The organism is Methanoregula sp. (genome assembly GCF_041663825.1).
Taxonomy (GTDB): domain Archaea; phylum Halobacteriota; class Methanomicrobia; order Methanomicrobiales; family Methanospirillaceae; genus Methanoregula.
Window position 1 is genome coordinate 124259 of sequence record NZ_JBAYLY010000003.1, and the last position, 15018, is coordinate 139276.

21 protein-coding genes and 1 tRNA gene are annotated in these 15018 nt (G+C 53.0%); 7 read left to right on the plus strand and 15 right to left on the minus strand.

The features are described 5' to 3' along the window. Positions 1–33: 33 nt before the first annotated feature. The 5 genes from WCX19_RS02620 to hypB form a co-directional block, all read right to left on the minus strand. Positions 34–558, minus strand: a complete 525-nt coding sequence (locus WCX19_RS02620; protein ID WP_373004565.1) for a hypothetical protein — start codon at positions 556–558, stop codon at positions 34–36. 99 nt (positions 559–657) lie between these two features. Continuing rightward, positions 658–1119: a DUF2240 family protein gene (locus WCX19_RS02625; RefSeq protein ID WP_373004568.1), complete on the minus strand. Its 462-nt coding sequence runs from the start codon at positions 1117–1119 to the stop codon at positions 658–660. Beyond that, entirely contained in the window at positions 1116–1538 is a 423-nt protein-coding gene (locus WCX19_RS02630) for a hypothetical protein (RefSeq protein ID WP_373004571.1), read from the minus strand. Before WCX19_RS02630 ends, WCX19_RS02625 begins: the two co-directional genes overlap by 4 nt. A gap of 137 nt (positions 1539–1675) precedes the next feature. Then, the gene (locus tag WCX19_RS02635; RefSeq protein WP_373004573.1) at positions 1676–2053 is read right to left on the minus strand and encodes a 30S ribosomal protein S8e; all 378 of its coding nucleotides are present in this window, start codon (positions 2051–2053) and stop codon (positions 1676–1678) included. A 119-nt stretch (positions 2054–2172) separates the two neighbouring features. After that, positions 2173–2820 carry a hydrogenase nickel incorporation protein HypB gene (gene hypB / locus WCX19_RS02640; RefSeq protein WP_373004576.1) on the minus strand — a complete coding sequence of 216 codons (648 nt, stop codon included), beginning with the start codon at positions 2818–2820 and terminating at the stop codon, positions 2173–2175. A gap of 57 nt (positions 2821–2877) precedes the next feature. On the opposite strand from hypB, the gene WCX19_RS02645 reads away from it, so the two are divergent. The 6 genes from WCX19_RS02645 to WCX19_RS02670 all read left to right on the plus strand — a co-directional run bounded on the left by WCX19_RS02645 (position 2878) and on the right by WCX19_RS02670 (position 5866). Beyond that, positions 2878–3153 (plus strand): signal recognition particle subunit SRP19/SEC65 family protein, encoded by a 276-nt coding sequence (locus WCX19_RS02645; protein ID WP_373004579.1) that lies wholly within the window; start codon positions 2878–2880, stop codon positions 3151–3153. After that, positions 3150–3806: a histidinol phosphate phosphatase domain-containing protein gene (locus WCX19_RS02650; RefSeq protein WP_373004582.1), complete on the plus strand. Its 657-nt coding sequence runs from the start codon at positions 3150–3152 to the stop codon at positions 3804–3806. The genes WCX19_RS02645 and WCX19_RS02650 overlap by 4 nt, the downstream gene beginning before the upstream one ends. A gap of 103 nt (positions 3807–3909) precedes the next feature. Continuing rightward, a complete protein-coding gene (locus WCX19_RS02655; protein WP_373004584.1) occupies positions 3910–4188 on the plus strand; it encodes an H/ACA ribonucleoprotein complex subunit GAR1 in 279 nt (92 codons plus the stop codon). 15 nt (positions 4189–4203) lie between these two features. After that, positions 4204–5208 (plus strand): transcription initiation factor IIB, encoded by a 1005-nt coding sequence (locus WCX19_RS02660; RefSeq protein ID WP_373004587.1) that lies wholly within the window; start codon positions 4204–4206, stop codon positions 5206–5208. Positions 5209–5285: 77 nt separating this feature from the next. After that, positions 5286–5699: a hypothetical protein gene (locus tag WCX19_RS02665; RefSeq protein WP_373004590.1), complete on the plus strand. Its 414-nt coding sequence runs from the start codon at positions 5286–5288 to the stop codon at positions 5697–5699. Positions 5700–5794: 95 nt separating this feature from the next. Further along, positions 5795–5866, plus strand: a tRNA-Ala gene (locus WCX19_RS02670). A 559-nt stretch (positions 5867–6425) separates the two neighbouring features. On the opposite strand, the gene WCX19_RS02675 is transcribed toward WCX19_RS02670, so the two are convergent. Continuing rightward, entirely contained in the window at positions 6426–6929 is a 504-nt protein-coding gene (locus tag WCX19_RS02675; protein WP_373004593.1) for a hypothetical protein, read from the minus strand. A 573-nt stretch (positions 6930–7502) separates the two neighbouring features. Between WCX19_RS02675 and WCX19_RS02680 the strand changes: the two genes are divergently transcribed. Continuing rightward, a complete protein-coding gene (locus WCX19_RS02680) occupies positions 7503–8999 on the plus strand; it encodes a hypothetical protein (RefSeq protein WP_373004596.1) in 1497 nt (498 codons plus the stop codon). Between the two features lie 8 nt (positions 9000–9007). On the opposite strand, the gene WCX19_RS02685 is transcribed toward WCX19_RS02680, so the two are convergent. From WCX19_RS02685 to WCX19_RS02725, 9 genes are all read right to left on the minus strand, one after another. Further along, the gene (locus WCX19_RS02685) at positions 9008–9685 is read right to left on the minus strand and encodes a hypothetical protein (RefSeq protein ID WP_373004599.1); all 678 of its coding nucleotides are present in this window, start codon (positions 9683–9685) and stop codon (positions 9008–9010) included. A gap of 19 nt (positions 9686–9704) precedes the next feature. Next, entirely contained in the window at positions 9705–10934 is a 1230-nt protein-coding gene (locus WCX19_RS02690) for a hypothetical protein (RefSeq protein WP_373004602.1), read from the minus strand. A gap of 1 nt (position 10935) precedes the next feature. Next, positions 10936–11487, minus strand: coding sequence for a hypothetical protein (locus WCX19_RS02695; protein ID WP_373004605.1), 552 nt, complete (start codon positions 11485–11487; stop codon positions 10936–10938). A gap of 1 nt (position 11488) precedes the next feature. Next, a complete protein-coding gene (locus WCX19_RS02700; RefSeq protein WP_373004608.1) occupies positions 11489–12025 on the minus strand; it encodes a hypothetical protein in 537 nt (178 codons plus the stop codon). A 205-nt stretch (positions 12026–12230) separates the two neighbouring features. Then, on the minus strand, positions 12231–12866 hold the full coding sequence (locus WCX19_RS02705) for a hypothetical protein (protein WP_373004610.1): 636 nt from the start codon (positions 12864–12866) through the stop codon (positions 12231–12233). A 727-nt stretch (positions 12867–13593) separates the two neighbouring features. Then, positions 13594–13992 (minus strand): hypothetical protein, encoded by a 399-nt coding sequence (locus tag WCX19_RS02710; protein WP_373004613.1) that lies wholly within the window; start codon positions 13990–13992, stop codon positions 13594–13596. Next, positions 13989–14207, minus strand: a complete 219-nt coding sequence (locus WCX19_RS02715) for a hypothetical protein (RefSeq protein WP_373004616.1) — start codon at positions 14205–14207, stop codon at positions 13989–13991. The genes WCX19_RS02710 and WCX19_RS02715 overlap by 4 nt, the downstream gene beginning before the upstream one ends. After that, complete coding sequence (locus WCX19_RS02720) at positions 14207–14581, minus strand: hypothetical protein (RefSeq protein WP_373004619.1); 375 nt, start codon at positions 14579–14581, stop codon at positions 14207–14209. Before WCX19_RS02720 ends, WCX19_RS02715 begins: the two co-directional genes overlap by 1 nt. Before the next feature lie 217 nt (positions 14582–14798). Further along, positions 14799–15018: hypothetical protein (locus tag WCX19_RS02725; RefSeq protein ID WP_373004622.1), on the minus strand; the 220-nt coding region annotated here is incomplete at its 5' end.

Sequence of the window (15018 nt, forward strand, 5' to 3'; positions counted from 1 at the left end):
TCGCGAAAAAAAGAGAGCCGGGTCGCACCCGGGTTATACACTTGCCGTAACCGTAACCTTCCCGTATGCCGCGCTCGTGCTGTTGGATGCAAGCTGGTTGCCGTCCTTGTAGATGCCCACCGTCAGCGCATGACTGGCGGTGCTGTCACTTTTCTGGAAGGCCGCTGTTATCGAGTCGGTGGCGTTGGCGACCTCGTACAGCCGGGTTCCCGAGTTCGTGACTTTCGTGGTCGCGCCGTTTGTCGTATACGTGCCGGAGAAACCACCGAGATAATCGACCTTGACATAGATCCCCGTCGCCGGCACAGTTACCGGTGTTGTCGTGGCAATAACGATGGATGAGGTTTTGGACGCCGATGTAGTGGATGCCGATGCTGCGCTTGTGGTCGGTTTTACCGTAGCTGTAGCAGAAGAGGTGTGTCCTGCCGAAGATCCTCCAAGACCGGCAAAGAAGAAGAGTGCGACAATCACAACCACAATGATACCGACCACCGTGGCAACCAGAAGCCACGGTATATCGGGCGACCTGCGCCCGCCCCCATGCGTATGTGAGTGCATGTCTAACTGTATCACGTTGTATTTAATATTGCTTTATGAAGTAAATCCGGCGCCGCCGGGGGAAAAATGCCCGTATACGGCAATAATACTGCGCCGGCGTTACTCTCTCTTTAACGCCGCGGAAAGGGCGTCGCGCAGGTCCTCGTACGGCACCCGGTATTTCTTTGCAAGCAGGACAAGCGCCGCCGGGGGGAGCAGGTTCCCGTCGAACTGTTCCCTGATGAGTTTGTTCATCTCGGCAACAACATCCGTCTCCGGCACGCCCCGGGCCTTCACGATCCGGCCGATCAGTTCCTGCGCCGGATCGTTTGTCTCGAAGATCGCCGAGGTTGGCTTGAACCCGATGGGAATTGTCACGGTAGCCGGGTCAACAAGAATCGTAAAGACGCCGTTTTCCTGACGGATGAGTCCTGCCTCTTCGGCCCGCTTGAGCAGGAGGGCCGCCTGGTCGGTGCTCATCCATTTCCGGTCGAGCGCGTAATAGTAGACGAGCTCGTTCTTACGCATCCCTGTCTTTCTGGTGTGTTTGAACGGTGCAGCCACCGTGATCCGGAGGGTCAATTCGGGTTACCAAGAAGGATGTTTTTTACATCGAGGGCGTCGATGCCTTCACCGGCATTTTCCCTTGCGATGTCGATGTCGGTGCAGGTGTTCCGGTCGGTGAGCCGTACGTAGAAAACATCATTTGCGATCGGGACTTTTCCGGCCCCGCGCAGGGCAAGCGCAAGCACCGAAACCTTGAGATCGGCGGCCTCAGTGATGATACCGGGGCGCAGGACATCGGGCGTGATATCGCCAAATTCCGCCCGGTTTGTTGCGATCTCCACTTTGACCCGGACCCGGACCAGTTCTTTGCCGGTGGTCTTGGTGGACTCCTGTCCGTTCAGATCTGCGATATATTTCAGGGTTTCAGGAAACGTCATTCCCATCGCAAACGAGAGATCCACCCGTTGCGGGTAACGATAATAGATCCTTCGCATAGTTACACTATGGGAGAGCCTAACCTAAAAAAACAATTGCTGCGCCCTTGGGTACATTTTTAACCTGCACGATACCATGCCGGTTTCAAAGAAACCTTCGCGAAATGTGAATGAAAAAAGTGGTATTCTCTTTTGGTTTATTCGAGTAACACCGCGTTGATAATGCCATCTTGGCCGGGGCGGCTCATGATCCGGGCGCGTCCGATCTCGGTCCTGATGATTGCTCCCTTGGTGAGCAGGTTCCGCCGGACATAGTTCGGGTTTGCGCCGTTCTCTTCAACGGTTTCGATCTTTACTTTTTTGGTCTCGCCATTGGAAATCTTTGTCACATTTGCATACTCTGCACGCATGGACCGGACCTTGATGTTCCCACCTGTGGTGCGGATAAACTTTACCCGGGCTTCGCCCAAGTGCGTGTCTGCGGGTGCAAGCCCGACTTCAAATCTCCGCTTTCCCTGTGCCGGCCGGCGCCTGCCGCCGGTTACCTTCCGAACTGATTCTCCCTGCCACTGCATGGTGTTACTCCTTTGATATTCGCGTATTCCGGAAAAATCCCTTTTCCGAGAATGGTGCTCTATATATTCCTTTCAGAGTTATTTATACTATTTCCCGGTCGGGGACGATTTTTGTCGGTTCACGCGAGTATGGCATCGAGAAGCGGTGCAATATTTTCTCCGGTCTTCATGTTGGTTTTAAAGACCGGCATCTTCGGGTTGTACCGGTGGATATCGGACTCCATCCGTGCGATGTTTGCTCCCACGAGCGGGGCGAGGTCGACCTTGTTGATGACGCCGATCGTACAGTCGCGGAACATCATCGGGTGCTTGTTGACCACGTCGTCTCCCTCGGTCGAGCTGACGATCACGATCCTCTTCTCCGCGCCGAGTTTGAAATCGGTCGGGCAGACCATGTTCCCCACATTCTCGATAAAGAGGATGTCGATCTCATCCAGCGGGAGGTGCTCGATCGCGTGCTCCACAAGGTGGGCATCAAGATGGCATTCCTTGCCGGTGTTCGCGTTGTAGGCCGGGATGCCGGTGGCGACAATCCGCCGGAAATCGTCATCGCCGTACACGTCGCCGGCAATGGCGCCGGCCCGGAGCCCTTTGGCTTTTAAGAGCGGCACGAGGCGCTCGATGAGCGCAGTCTTCCCCGACCCGATCGCGCCGAGCAGGTCAAAGGCCCGTATGCCGTGGTCTTTTAAGTGCCGGGCGTTCCCGTCAGCGATCCCGTTGTTGACGTCGTATACATCCTTTTCCATCCTGACGTCGATGTGGTGCATGATCTGTACTTTTTGAGCGGACAGTGTTTATATCTTGACCCCCATACTTTTCATGCAATGGAAAAAGGCGAGTGCATCCTCTATCCCTGCTATTTTAACGCAGCCCTCACCCGGGAGGAAGGACGGAGAGTTCCGCGCACGCTCGGCGCGAAAGGACCCGTGGCAAACGATATCGAGCGGGCATTGAACCGTCTCGGTATTCCCTGCCAGATCGAGGAGCACCACCACCCGGCCCACTGGGCCCGGCACGAAGGACGAATCCTCGCCACCTGGACTGGGAAAAAAGAGGCGCTCATCAAAAAAGTTGCCCGCAACCTGGTGGTGAAACGGTGACCGGCCTCTACGACCTCCACACCCACACGATCCTTTCCGATGGCGAGATGCTCCCCATCGAACTGGTCCGGCGCATGGCGGTGATCGGGTACACTACCGTCGCCATCACCGATCATGTCGATACGTCCAATGCAGTATCGGTCGTAAAGACGCTGCTTGACGTGCAGGAATCCGCCCGGCTCTTCGGGGTCCGGCTCCTGTGCGGGGTCGAGATCACGCACGTGCCCCCGTCCCAGATCGCCATCGTCGCCCGGCAGGCCCGGCAGGCCGGCGCGGAGATCGTGGTCGTCCATGGTGAGACACCGGTCGAACCGGTGGCGCCCGGTACCAACCACGCGGCCTGCATCTGCCCGGACGTGAACGTGCTCGCCCACCCGGGACTCATAACGATCGAGGACGCCCGGCTCGCACACGAAAACGGGATCGCGCTTGAGATCACCTCCCGGGGCGGGCACAACCGCACGAACGGCCACGTGGCCCTTGTCGCACGCGAAGCTGCCTGCCAGATTGTGGTGGACTCGGATGCGCATGCACCGCACGATCTGCTGGACAAAGAGAGCAAACTGATCGTAGCGCAGGGCGCCGGGCTGACCGCTGCCGAAACCGCGGGCATTATGTCTTTAAATATCGATCGGTTCCTTCGTTCCGGATAATTTCTATTTATAGTTTCACGGAACGTTTAAATACCGCAAGGTTTCACATATATAGATTACTAAATTAATTTAGTACTTTGTTATACTCTCCGGGGTTGTTTACATGAAGGTTGTTGGTCGAGCGATGAGCACCTATGGTCGCAGGATGTTCCTTATAGAGTGCGATGCGGCCCAGCTCCCGGGATTGTACAGCGAAGTGATGGACCGGAGGACAAAACCGGTGGGAAAGATCATGGACGTCTTCGGGAACGTAAAGACGCCCTATGCCCTTATTCTCACCCACGGCCCGTGCAGTGTCGCACCGGGCGAGAAAGTATTCGCGAGGGAGACCCGTACCCCCGCGACCGCCCGTTCAGGATCGTTTGTGACCAGAGCAAGATAAGATTGGTGAAGCCGGATGCAGGAAGTAGAGAAGTTAAAGCTCCTCCAGACTGAGAGAGAAGCGCTCAAATCGCGTATCAAAGTAAAAGAGCAGGAAAAGAAAGCCGAGAACCACACCGAGACGGTCTGTCCGGAGTGCGGCAGCAGGCAGCTCGTCCACGACTACGAGCGGGCAGAACTCGTCTGCCAGAACTGCGGCCTTGTGATCGATGACGATTTCATCGACCGGGGCCCCGAGTGGCGTGCGTTCGACCACGACCAGCGCATGAAGCGGTCAAGAGTCGGCGCACCGATGACCTTTACGATCCACGACAAGGGTCTCTCGACCATGATCGACTGGCGCAACCGGGACAGTTACGGCCGTGCGATCTCCTCCAAGAACCGGGCCCAGCTCTACCGTCTCCGCAAGTGGCAGCGCCGGATCCGTGTGAGCAACGCGACGGAACGAAACCTCGCGTTCGCACTCTCCGAGCTCGACCGTATGGCCTCGGCACTCGGCCTCCCGCGAAACGTGCGTGAGACCGCAGCCGTCGTCTACCGTGATGCAGTGGACAAGAACCTGATCCGGGGCCGGAGCATTGAAGGTGTCGCAGCAGCAGCGCTCTACGCGGCATGCCGGCAGTGCAGCGTCCCCCGTACGCTTGATGAGATCGCCGAAGTGTCCCGTGTCTCAAGAAAAGAGATCGGCAGGACCTACCGGTTTATCTCCCGGGAACTCGGCTTAAAGCTCCTCCCGACATCCCCGATTGACTACGTGCCCCGGTTCTGCTCCGGGCTCACGCTCAAGGGCGAGGTCCAGAGCCGTGCGGTCGAGATCCTCAGGCAGGCCGGGGAACGCGAGCTCACGAGCGGCAGGGGCCCGACCGGTGTCGCGGCAGCTGCTATCTACATCTCGTCCATCCTTGGCGGCGAGCGGCGCACCCAGCGCGAAGTGGCAGAAGTGGCCGGCGTCACCGAAGTCACGATCAGGAACCGGTACAAGGAACTCGCCGAGAAGCTCGACATCGAGATCATTCTCTAAAAAGAATCATTCTCTTTTTATTTTCCAGCGGCATACAGAAGACATGACAATCCCCACCCCGGGGAAAGAGTGTTATTATGACAGAAGGACGGTTCAGACGGTTGCAAGTTTTGTCAGTCGCAGGGCTCGTATGCATCATACTTCTGGTCACGCTGGCGTCAGCCGCAGATCAGGCTTCAGGAACTCTCGCAGGAAAGAACACGCCTCCGGGCCAGGACCCCGTGCAGCACCCCGATAAAAGTACGCCGGTACCCCGGACCACCCAGGCTTCGGCTCCTGTCGTTACAACCCCGGCCCCGGCTCCCGGAACCACACAGGTTCTGCAAACTCCGGTGCCTTCGGCCACCAATGTCGCGCCGACCGCAACTCAGACAACCGATACCTCCTCTTCTGCGCTTTCCAACCCCTCCATTATTGCGGCATCGATCGGACTGGTCTCTGCCGGGATTGGCGCGGGTGTGACCCTGTATACCCATGCAAAGAAGAAGTAAGGGAGACAGGCTTTCCTTTCGTCCTCATGCCTCCTGGTACACGGACAACAATAACTATATTGCCAGAGTCAGAACATTATAATCCACACGTTACCGGGCTCGTAGATCAGGGGTAGATCGCTACGTTCGCAACGTAGAGGCCGCGGGTTCAAATCCCGCCGGGTCCATTCGTTCTCTTTTTGATAATTTTTTGTTCTGGAGAAATCCCGGCAACAGATTATAGAAAACGCTCTTGGGGGCTCCGGCACGCCTCCGCCCCCGCCGCGTGGGCATCCCCCGGCTAGCGATAACGCCGTATTACCTGCATCGGGAGAATCCCTGAGTACCGGTAATACAGCATCATCGCATACGCCCCCGCCCCCTTGGGGGCAGGGCTGGCGTAAGGGGGCTCACATATTTTTAAACCAGGGTTTCCCGGGGTGCAAACGTATATCCGGTGACAGGGCCGTGCGTCAAAAACAGGACATCACAAAAACCCTTTCCTGATTCCTGATAAAAAAATACGGATGAGGGGGAGAGGGCCCTCACCCGTTCCGGGAATGTGAAAAACATGAATGAAAGGGCAGGGGCAGGGCCGTGCCCCTGCTGTTTTATTTTTTACCACTCCATGTGGTCGAGGACCCGGTCCCAGATGACCATGAGGCCGGGGATGATCACGAAGGCGAGGAGGCCTGAGCCAAGGAATGCCCCGACAATGATGAGTTCGTTGTCCATCGTTGTCACCTCTCAGGCAAGCGCTGCGACCGTGTCGGCCCAGGTCTCGACCTTGGTTTTGATCGCGTCGTCCTCGTACGAGGTGAGGCTGATCTGGTCCCGGCCGAACGTGATCATGTAGATCTCGCCGTTCGGGTCGTGGCACTTGAGGGTCACTGAGTACGTCTCGGTGTCGGAGTCCCGGGCGGGAGTGCCGCCGTGGGCTGCGGTGAGCGCGGCGTTCGCGAGGATGGCTGCGGCCCCGGCATTAAAGCCGGCGACCGTGTTATACTTGCCGGACTGGTTCCCCACGACTTTTGCGTCGCTGTCCTGGTAGACGACCTTTGCGACATAGCTCTCTTTTGTCTTCTCGACCGGCGCGTGGGTCGTGCCGGCGGTCATGTAGGACACGCAGGCAAACGGGTTCGTTGCGATGACCGAATCAACGATTGCGGCAAATGCTGCGACATCGGCGATCGGGTTCGCGAGCGTTCTTGTTGCGGTCTTTACTGCGGTGTTCTGGATGAAATCTCCCATATTAATCACTCCTTTGTTTTGTGATGGTGTTCGGAAACGACCGGGCTCTCCGATCCGCCCCGGTGCAGCCCGGGTTTTTGTTGTGCCGCCGTTTTTTGCCCGGGCCTCGCGATCCTCCGGACCACGGGGGGTAATGGGCATTTTGGCGGGCACGTTCCCGGCCTGTACACTGGCAGGCGGATCGTGCCGGTATTTCCGGCGGGAGCCGGCGGGTGTGTGCCGCTCCCTTCTTTGTTCTCTTTTTTCGGTTCTGTCTCGGGGGCCCCTTTGACATATCTCTATGGGACGTATGGGGGGATGTGCTTTGATTATGAAATTATTTTTTTGGAAAACCGGGGGATTTTAAAAGAGGGATGGGTTATCCGGGCTCTGCGGGCGGTTGGTTTGGAGGAACAAAAACGTTCCTTTTTGGTGGGGGTTTAGCCTTTTACTGAATGGGGAGAAGAAAATGTACTAATCCAGACATCAATTGAATAATCTTAACGTGTTTCATTTTTAATACTCAACGTGATACGCAACAACGAGATGAGACTGGTTGCGTGAGATAGGCTGGAGAAAAGGGAAATAACAAACATGACAGTAACTGCAAACCCATCATTCCCCCCATGGCTCGAATGGGAATTTTTGCAGGAAGGATATGAAATTGAAAATCCAAATGTCGAGCAACCATTACCTGGAGATCCACAATTAGTGAAAATCTGGAGAAATGATGAATATAAAATCGAGGCAGAAATTTACGGTCAACCAAAATCCTTTGCAGTTGATGCAAGGAAGAACGATAATGCAGGAAAAATTGTACCTGCATCATCTATAAAGGGGGAAAACCCTCGGGGGGTAAAATATGAGTTGACTGGATTTATCTCCGGGGATAGTGAAGTTCAGCATCAATACATCGGTGGACAAGAGAAGGAATCTTTTAAATCCACTCTTACACTTCACGAAGTAAAAATAACCCAACAACAAAATGTTCCCGTTGAACGATTAACGGAATGGTATATCAATGGAATATCTGCACATTTTATATTATTTCGTTCAACATCAAGACGTATCAATAAGAAATATTCCCTTGAACGTGAAGTCCTGAAATCTAAAACGGAAGAATTTGAAATGAAGGGTGGGGCATCTCATTCACGAGATTATGCCTTCATAAATTGTGATGAGTTTAGTTTTATCATTCATACAGTTCCCAGTCAATTCGGACCTGAATGGTCAAAAAATATTGGGATAGAATACCGTCAGGAATTTGGGAGAATTCCCACGCAAGAGGAAAGAGTTGCAATCAGCGAAATTGTGAGTTTTGTTCTCGGCAAGCATCTCCTAAAAGTAGGATATACCGCATATGATCGTTCAGGAATTCCCATTGAGAAAGTCGCCGTAAATCCCTGGGGGGACAACGTCAAACATCTCTGTCAATCTCCCGCGCTTCCTCCGTTTGAAATTGATCGTCTCGAACCCACCGGTAAAATCGAAGCGATCTTGCCTCCTTTGATAAAAAAATACTTTGAATTGCGAGATCCTTTGAGACTAAACGAAGTTCTATGGAGATATTGGATTGGTAGTGAATTATCATTAGGATCGAATATACCGATAATGGCTAACGGTATTGAAATTTTAATCGAGTCCTGGTTTAAATCACAAAATTCGAGATTAAAAGGTGTGTATCTCCCAAAGGGAGAATTCGATGCTCTAACTGATGAGGGATTCAAAATAATCGATGCCAACTTGGGAGATCGACCCTATAAAGAAAAAATAATGAACAAACTCAAAGATTGCTTTAAAATGTCATTAACCGATCAACTCAAATTTTTCTTTGAAGAGATAGGACTCCCTCTTGGAACAACTGAGCAAAAAGCAATCAGGTGTCGACATAAAATGATTCATTCATCTGTTGAAATGGGCAGTGAAAAAATTGAGGAGGTTGTTCGACTATCATTTGCATATCGTTGTCTTGTACATCGAACAATTTTGAAAATTTTAGGTTACCAGGGATCTTATACCGATTACGCAACGATCGGACATCCTGAAACGTCAATAGATTGTCCTGTAGGAGAAAGTGCTAATAAAACTTGACTTTAATTTTATGGATCTAGTATCATTAAGATATAGCCCGCTTCACTTGCTAAAGGAATAGAATAGACTGCTGTTCCCATCTCCAACACAATACCCAGATAGAATCTTACCCCCCGCCCGTATTCAAGATGTGGAATTCTTTTGGAAAAAAATTCCTGTTTAACCTTCAAAGAATTATTTAGGAACACGGGAATTGATTTCACAAGTTTAACCAATTTATCGTTGAACATTAAAAGTGGAGTTTTAGTTTTCTTTGCATACCCTAGCATTTTACCAATGATATCTCCAAGGATGTTGAATTTTGGAGAGAATTCCACAACGAGTTTTTTATTCACGATGTTGTCGTAACAATAACGATATACTTCAGGATCAACGTCATCCATCTGGATTATCTTAATTTTAATATTCGGTAATTTGTTTTCAGAAAGCAGCAGTTTTGAAAGGAATTGAAGATCAACTTCACGTCGTGTCCATTGGGAGAACAGTTTTGTTATCGCGTAATAATACCTGGGATCGTCGACCGCTTTACTTAATAGTTTGGGGATTGTATCAGGGATACAGAATTCCTGTTGATTCGCCTGTTCTTTTTGAGAGATAATTTTCTCTAAAAATGGATATGTAGACAAATCCAAGATGGATTGAGTTGGATCTAGCTGATCAAACAATTCAATTTCTTTTTCATTCATTTTTTCCTCCTTGACATTCTTAAAAGAACCCGTCCAGCGTCCTTTGCGTTACCGGCTCCCCATGTACAATCTTCTCGAATGCCTTCATCAGCTTCGGATTGATCGAGGGCTTCGTCCCGAGATAGTTGAGGAGTGATTCGTTCTCGTTAACGAGTGTTTGGTGGTGAGCCAGCTCTTCATTGATCTCAAAGGTATTGACGAAGTTGGCATAGAATTTCGGATTGACCCGGATCAGGTCTTCGGTGATATGATACTTGTCAAACAACGCATCACTCCGGGAATGTGCCGGGTATTTCACGTAGGTATAGTCATCCCGGTCAAGAAGACGGCCTTTGTGCTGGATAGTCTCCTCGATGGGTGGTGGCACATAGGTACGGCGTGAGCCGGGATCGCCTCCACCCCGCTGAGGCTCGCGGTTGACTCCGATGATATCAACACCGAGCGGTGCGGTCAGGAAATCCGATGCCGGGCATCGCGGATCCGGAAGATGCGGATTGTTCTCGCGTCGGATATTCGATCCATACAGGATCACTTCCTCACCAAGACCCTGCGTATCAACAATATCGTGGAATGCCCGAATATGGGGAGCCTTTGATGTGGTATTCGATCCTTCGAAATCCAGCCAGAAATTCCGGTACCCTTTGCCAAGATATTCCGTAAGAATTGACTGGAACCTGCGGACACCGTACTTGAGCGGGACGGGCACAAATATCGGCTTCGAGTTCCGGAAGCTCAGGATCTCGTATGCCAGATCAACGTAGCGCCTGAACTCATCTTCCTGAACCTGAAATTCAGGCCGCTGCCGCTCATCGTACCGTTTCACTTTCAGGTTTGGGATGAGGAGCAGATCACTGCGGCCATGGTAGATATGCAAAATACTCCGCAGATAATCCTCGGGAGTGGGAATATTGAATGGATTGAAGGTGAGGGTGAGTGAGTTCACCACCATTTTATTTTCAAGGATACCCGGTCGTTTCAGAGTGTCATATGAATCTGCAAGGAACCGGGCTTCGGGATGATCAGCCTCCCTCATGAAAGTCTCCTGATGGATAAACCGGCTCCGTTCGGCAATTATTACACTCCCGAGACGGGTCTGGTCGAGAGCCTGGAATGCAGAAACCGTGGGAGAACTGTTCAGGTCAAAGAGTTTGCAGGGTGTTGAAAATGAGACCCGTCCCAATGAAAGCTCTTTGCTGGCAAAAAGAGTTTCTTCGTCCTGTTCGGTAAGGCGGACGCGAAAGTTTGTCATTTTATACACACCGTTTATGGATTTCGGTAATAACTGTCGATATCGTTGCTTGATCAACCCGGAATTTACTCTTCCCTATGAGCGTCAGGAGTTGTATTGTCCCGTTCTTGTCAAGTACTTTTTGTATAGCGCAGTAGCCAAGGAAACCAACAGTTCCTTTCATATGGCTGACCAGTGCCGGAAGAATCCGTTTCACCAGATTGCGAGCTACTCCATCATCGAGAATAAAGACAAAACGGATATCCCCTTTCTGCAAATGAATTTGCGCACAGGAAATAACTTCATGCTCACCCTTACCAAGCAGGGGCCGGAGTAATTCGATAGAAGGATCTTTTTGTATTCCTGATGCTGGAATTTTTACGAGGTCGAGATTATCCTGAATTTGTGCCGGAAGACGCTGAAGATTGGATTCCTGTTCAACTGCCGAAACAACGAGAAATTCAAATTTCCCGGTGATTGTGGTGAGAACCTGAATCCTGTCGGTAACTGGCAGGTAACCTTCAAGATCATCAACAAAACAGATGAAAAATGAGGAATCTGGGATAACTTTCACGCTATCCCTTCAACAGTTCCAGGTACCGCTGGTGGGTTACAATCTTTTTCCGCAGAAGACTATCGGCAAGATGTTTCTTGCGCTGCATCAACGCATCGAAACGGTCGGATTTTTCTGTATATCCATACGTCCGGTAGACCAGAAACATAAATTCGTCATCACTCAGATGATCGTAAACCGACCGGATAAACCTGATCGATTGCATAAGCCTTTCAAAATTTTCAGGCCGCATCTCTTTCTCTACGGTAGAGGTAAATTGCGCCCCTTCTCCCGAAAGATAGATGCCGGTGTTATCAGCAACAAATAGTTCCGGATTATTCTCGATAACATGTTCTGCACTATTTGAGTAGGGGCCAAGCCGGTGTGACATAAAATCAAAAAGGGTTTCGAACTGCGGCATCGCCTTGATCAGCAGGAACAGCTCTTTCTGGAAGTTCACTTTTGAGGCAATTGGCGTATCCGCTCCGCTCAATAACAGCGCAATAAGTTTCTTACGGAATGCCTCTTCCTCATCGTAGTTTAGCCGGGTTTTCTGCATGTCCTTACAGGTATTTGGTATGTATATCTAAGAATGTTATGGCGGGCGGGGGGCGAAAGTGGAATATTCGATCTTTGTTCTCCCATAATTAGATCTGAACTGACAATTGAACCAACGATGTTGCCTGTTAACTCCCCTGCACCAGCCATAACTTGTGTCCTCTCTTTAGGGATCATCCAAACAAAATTGATGATTATGTTCCTCTTCAGCCCCCTCCCATTAGTTCCCCCACCACTCTCCCCACCACACTATTCACCATCCGCATCCGCTCCAGAATATTTTTCCGGGTCTCGCCCGTCACATCCGCCGCAAAGAAAGATTCCCGGTCAGGATACCGCAGCGCAACCGCCGGGCGCGGAAGCGACAGGCTGTCCTCGCAGTCCACGATTAGTTTCCCGTCATCGTCCATCGCCACGGTCCACGCGAGCCACCAGACCGAAACCTCGGCCCGGGCGTTCTGGAATACCGGCCTGAGATATGCCATGAGCTGCGGGTCGGATGCCCAGGCAGCGGGATGCCCGCCAACTTTTCCCGCGAGAAGGCCGTCAAGACATTTCCGGTTCCGGTTGAGGGCAACGTGCAGGGCGTCCTGTGCCGGGATCGTGATGTCGTCTGCCGCTTTGGCGCAGATCTCCCGTACTTTTCCGAGTTCCGCATCGATCCATGGCGTCCCGGGAGCGAAGTCATCGTAGACTTCAGCGGCGATCTTCATTTTGAGCCGGTCGTCCGGCCGGTCCGGGTCCGGCACTGCGGTCACGATGACCGAAACGAGTTCGATCACATCGCCACGGATCAGTTCCTCCCGGGCTTCCGGATTTAATGCTTCAAAGAATGTTGTCATACCGGGTTCCTCCCCTTCCTGTCGTTCGTGTTCTCCTCCTGTTCTTCGCCTGATCCCGTGATGCCCGGGGCATTCCGGATCGGATCCCCGGACCTGAGTCTCCCTGTTTTAACGTCCAACAGCCCATGAGGGGAATTATCGCCCTCCCAATTGGGCCCATTTGGTCCCTTTTTAGGGCACGCCAACCCCCTCAATCCGGCAATCTGACAGCAATTTGGGGTTTTCGTCAAACAATAGGCCCCCTTTTTCGCGATTTCGTCCCCAAAAATTACGGGATCCGGCTCCTGCTGCCGTCGTCCCACGGGGTAAATCCGGGGTTCCCACGTCGGAGAGTGAGGGGGAGAGGTACGCCGGGTCAGGGTACCGATCATCAGGGTCTCCCGGGTACTGACATTCCGGACCGGATCATCATATCCGGGTTCTGTCATTTCCACGTCCAGGAGCCCATTGCGGGAAATATCGCCCCTCCAATTGGGCCTGTTTGGTCCCTTTTTGGAGCACGCCAACCCCACAAATCCGGCAATCTGACAGCAATTCGGGGTTTCCCGGAAACAACAGGCCCCCTTTTTCGTGATTTCGTCCCCCGGGTACCCCCCGGATCGTCCAATCGGAGCCCAAAACGGGGAGATCTGAATGCGTCTCCCCCACGGGAGTACCCTCTCTCCCAAAATGGGGGTGCTACCATTCCTACAGAGAGACCTTATCCCGGTACCGGGGTTCTTAAGGGTCATGGAGCAGTCACCGCCCCGGCACCTGCCGAGGGTTTTCCCGCCAGGATAAGCGGTTCGCCGTCCGGGCCAGTCTCCTCGATCCCGGAATCCGTGACCCGGAAGTACCGCCAGATGCCTTTCTTGGAATAGAGCCAGAGCTCGCGGGTCACCGGGCCGGAACCGGGTAGCGTGCGCAAGCCGGCGATCAGCTCATCGTGATCCGCTGCAAGTTCCGGAACTCCGCAATGGAGCCGGGCGGCCCGTTTGATCCGGACAAAAATAATCCGGCCGGCTCCCCGGATCATAAAGCTGCACACCATCCCGGCTTCCGGAACAAACTGCATGACCGCTCCCCGCATCCCGGCCTTTTCGACCCCGGCGTCCCGGTTTTTCGTTGGCTGCCGGCCCCGGGTCATCTGCTTTCACCTCCGTGCTTCCTTCCCGCCCGCTCTGACTGGTACTCGCGGTTTACCGGCCGGGTCCGGACACTGACCGTGTAGAAATGCCGCTCGGTTCTCTTTACCGCGACTCCTTCCAGATCTTCGCCACAGCTCCTGATCTTCTGCATGATCACGTGCGGGATGAGAAAGAGCGGGATCTCTTCCATGACTTCGGCCGGTCTCCGGGGCATCAGGACCGCCCCCGCTTCCCGATTGCATCCATTCTCTTTTCCAGCCGGGAAATCTTCCGCTCCAGCCGTTCTGCGATCCGCTCGTCGCGCTCATAGAGCGCAAAGATCAGATCGATGCTCCCCTCTTCCCCCCGGCTCCCGTCATCTGCCGGCGCTTCGGGCGACTGCGCCGGTGTTTCCGGCAGGGCACTCCCCGCTCCCGTTCCGGGGCTGAGCACGCCAAGCCCGATCACAATGCGATCGCGGCGCTTCCCCCCGTTGCATACCGGCACTGCTGCCGCTGCCCGTTCGAGTTCCTCTTCTTTCCCGGCCGCACCGGACGCGATCGCATCCGACCGGGCCACTGCCCCGTGATTTGCTGCTGAAACTTCCATGTATCCATCACCATTTCCCTGGTCTTTTTCTTCGAAACCTCCATCCCTTTTTTTTAGCACCCGGTACCTGCTGCCCGGTACCGCTATTGTCCCGTTTAACGCCGGCCCGGGGAAAGATGTATCTCGTGCAGCAAATTTTCCATCCTGTCATGAAGCGGACGGCAGGCTAATGACATCCGTATCGTACAGGATTACACTTCAGCGCCCGGACTGGCGGTCACCGACGTATGATAAAAACAGCGGGCAGAAGAGTACCATACCGGGTGTCCGCGTGTATCTTCCCGGCAATGGCGATCGGCTCGAACAATTCCCGTGGGATAACAAAAAACAGCCCGAACAGTCCGCACATGGTGATCATGGAGACGTAGAAAAACTTCGCGAACCGGGCCGCCGCTTTTCGTGCGACACCAAGGCGCCTCAGTTTCCGTTCCACCCTC

Coding starts and splice junctions, on each gene's coding strand:
- WCX19_RS02705 (WP_373004610.1), bottom strand. CDS start 12,866: ATGACAACATTCTTTGAAGCATTAAATCCGGAAGCCCGGGAGGAACTG.
- WCX19_RS02635 (WP_373004573.1), bottom strand. CDS start 2,053: ATGCAGTGGCAGGGAGAATCAGTTCGGAAGGTAACCGGCGGCAGGCGC.
- WCX19_RS02685 (WP_373004599.1), bottom strand. CDS start 9,685: ATGAATGAAAAAGAAATTGAATTGTTTGATCAGCTAGATCCAACTCAA.
- WCX19_RS02710 (WP_373004613.1), bottom strand. CDS start 13,992: ATGACCCGGGGCCGGCAGCCAACGAAAAACCGGGACGCCGGGGTCGAA.
- WCX19_RS02680 (WP_373004596.1), top strand. CDS start 7,503: ATGACAGTAACTGCAAACCCATCATTCCCCCCATGGCTCGAATGGGAA.
- WCX19_RS02660 (WP_373004587.1), top strand. CDS start 4,204: ATGCAGGAAGTAGAGAAGTTAAAGCTCCTCCAGACTGAGAGAGAAGCG.
- WCX19_RS02675 (WP_373004593.1), bottom strand. CDS start 6,929: ATGGGAGATTTCATCCAGAACACCGCAGTAAAGACCGCAACAAGAACG.
- WCX19_RS02655 (WP_373004584.1), top strand. CDS start 3,910: ATGAAGGTTGTTGGTCGAGCGATGAGCACCTATGGTCGCAGGATGTTC.
- hypB (WP_373004576.1), bottom strand. CDS start 2,820: ATGCACCACATCGACGTCAGGATGGAAAAGGATGTATACGACGTCAAC.
- WCX19_RS02715 (WP_373004616.1), bottom strand. CDS start 14,207: ATGCCCCGGAGACCGGCCGAAGTCATGGAAGAGATCCCGCTCTTTCTC.
- WCX19_RS02690 (WP_373004602.1), bottom strand. CDS start 10,934: ATGACAAACTTTCGCGTCCGCCTTACCGAACAGGACGAAGAAACTCTT.
- WCX19_RS02720 (WP_373004619.1), bottom strand. CDS start 14,581: ATGGAAGTTTCAGCAGCAAATCACGGGGCAGTGGCCCGGTCGGATGCG.
- WCX19_RS02620 (WP_373004565.1), bottom strand. CDS start 558: ATGCACTCACATACGCATGGGGGCGGGCGCAGGTCGCCCGATATACCG.
- WCX19_RS02645 (WP_373004579.1), top strand. CDS start 2,878: ATGGAAAAAGGCGAGTGCATCCTCTATCCCTGCTATTTTAACGCAGCC.
- WCX19_RS02700 (WP_373004608.1), bottom strand. CDS start 12,025: ATGCAGAAAACCCGGCTAAACTACGATGAGGAAGAGGCATTCCGTAAG.
- WCX19_RS02630 (WP_373004571.1), bottom strand. CDS start 1,538: ATGCGAAGGATCTATTATCGTTACCCGCAACGGGTGGATCTCTCGTTT.
- WCX19_RS02665 (WP_373004590.1), top strand. CDS start 5,286: ATGACAGAAGGACGGTTCAGACGGTTGCAAGTTTTGTCAGTCGCAGGG.